Annotated in this window: 2 protein-coding genes; both read right to left on the bottom strand. The window is 69.6% G+C overall.

Going from position 1 to position 1,687, the window contains the following annotated elements; genetic code table 11:
• Positions 1-900 (bottom strand): ABC transporter permease (locus D7V93_RS42685; protein WP_120648642.1); only part of this gene is annotated, 900 nt, incomplete at its 3' end.
• A complete protein-coding gene (locus D7V93_RS42680; RefSeq protein ID WP_120648641.1) occupies positions 897-1,643 on the bottom strand; it encodes an ABC transporter ATP-binding protein in 747 nt (248 codons plus the stop codon). The genes D7V93_RS42685 and D7V93_RS42680, both read right to left, overlap by 4 nt.
• Positions 1,644-1,687: the final 44 nt, after the last annotated feature.

Here is a 1,687-nt window from a genome sequence, read left to right as displayed (position 1 = left end):
GCCGCCCACCACCAGCGACACCGCCGCGATGGCCGCGAGCAGCAGGCTCAGCGTCTCCGTGCTCTGCTGCTGACCGCTGGCCACCTCCGCCAGGTTGCGGACATCGAAGTCGTCCGCGTCGTTCTCCCCCAGCCGGTGACGCTCCCGCAAAAGCTGCGTCACGTCCGCCTGCGCCTTCGCGGTCAGGTCCCCGGACGCGGCCTGCACGAACACCGCGCCGGTGATGAACGTGCCCAGGCTCTGGGCCTGCACCTGCCGGCGGAACGTGGTGGCCGGCACGAACACCGTGTTGTCGAAGTCCTGGCCCACCGGGGACTGGCCCTTGGGCGCCGTCACGCCCACCACGGTGAAGGGCGTCTTGTTGATGCGAATGACCTGGCCCACCGGGTTGAAGCCCTTGCCGTACAGGTTGTCCACCACCGTCTGGCCCATCACGGCCACCTTCGCGCCCGCCTCGTTGTCCGCGTCCGTGAAGCGCGCGCCCTGAGCCATGGTCCAGCTGCGCACGATGAAGTAGTCCGTCGTCGTGCCGATGATGCTGGTGTTCCAGTTCTGGTCCTCGGAGAACACCTGCGCGTTGGAGCGCATCTCCGGCGCCGCGCCGCGCACGCTGGGCAACTGCGTGCGGATGGCCTCCAGGTCGTCCCAGGTGATGGTGGGCTGACTGCCGAAGCCGCCGCGCGCGCCGCCAGAGCGGGAAGAGCCCGGCAGGATGATGAGCATGTTGGTGCCCATGGCGTCGAAGACCTTCTGCACGCTGGCCTTCGCGCCGTCGCCAATGGCCACCATGGCGATGACCGCGCCCACGCCGATGATGATGCCCAGCGCGGTGAGCACCGAGCGCGTCTTGGAGCGCAACAGCGCGCGCAGCGCCAGGATGAGCGTCTCCAGCAGGTTCATGTCCCCACCTCTTCGGCCGGGACCACCGCCGGCTGCGGCGACTGGCGCTGGTCCTTCACGATGCGCCCGTCCTTCACCACCACCACCCGCTGCGTGAACTCGGCCACGTCCGGCTCGTGCGTCACCAGCACCAGCGTCAGGCCCTCCTTCTGCAACTGCTGGAACAGCGCCATCACCTCCACCGTGGTGCGCGAGTCCAGGTTGCCCGTGGGCTCGTCCGCGAGGATGACGCGCGGCCTTCCCACGAGCGCCCGCGCGATGGCCACGCGCTGCTGCTGACCGCCGGAGAGCTGCTTGGGGTGATGGTCCAGGCGGGCCGCCAGCCCCACGCGCTCCAGCGCCTCCTTCGCGCGCTGGCGCCGCTCCTTGGAGGGCACGCCCGCGTACAGCATGGGCAGCTCCACGTTCTCCAGCGCCGTGGTGCGCGCCAGCAGGTTGAAGCTCTGGAAGACGAAGCCCAGGGTGCGGTTGCGCACGCGCGCCAGGCCGTCGCGGTCCAACCGGGCCACGTCCCGCCCCTGGAGCAGGTACTCGCCGGAGGTGGGCCGGTCCAGGCAGCCCAGGATGTTCATCAGCGTGGACTTGCCCGAACCGCTGGAGCCCATGATGGAGACGAACTCGCCCGGCTCCACCGTGAAGTCCACGCCGCGCAGGGCGCGCACCTCCACGTCGCCCGTCTTGTACACCTTGCTCACGCCCCGGAGCTGCACGACCGGTGGCGCCTTCGCTGTCTGAGCGTCCATGTGCCTCTCCTCCTTCCCCTGTCCTGGCTGCAAGTGATCAGAAC

Source organism: Corallococcus llansteffanensis, from assembly GCF_003612055.1.
Classification (GTDB): domain Bacteria; phylum Myxococcota; class Myxococcia; order Myxococcales; family Myxococcaceae; genus Corallococcus; species Corallococcus llansteffanensis.
The sequence above is the reverse complement of the archived record's forward strand: the minus strand, read 5'-3'. Positions and strand labels throughout refer to the sequence as shown.

Bases quoted from the DNA above. Each gene is read 5' to 3' on its own strand.
- D7V93_RS42680 (WP_120648641.1), bottom strand. From the start codon at position 1,643: ATGGACGCTCAGACAGCGAAGGCGCCACCGGTCGTGCAGCTCCGGGGC.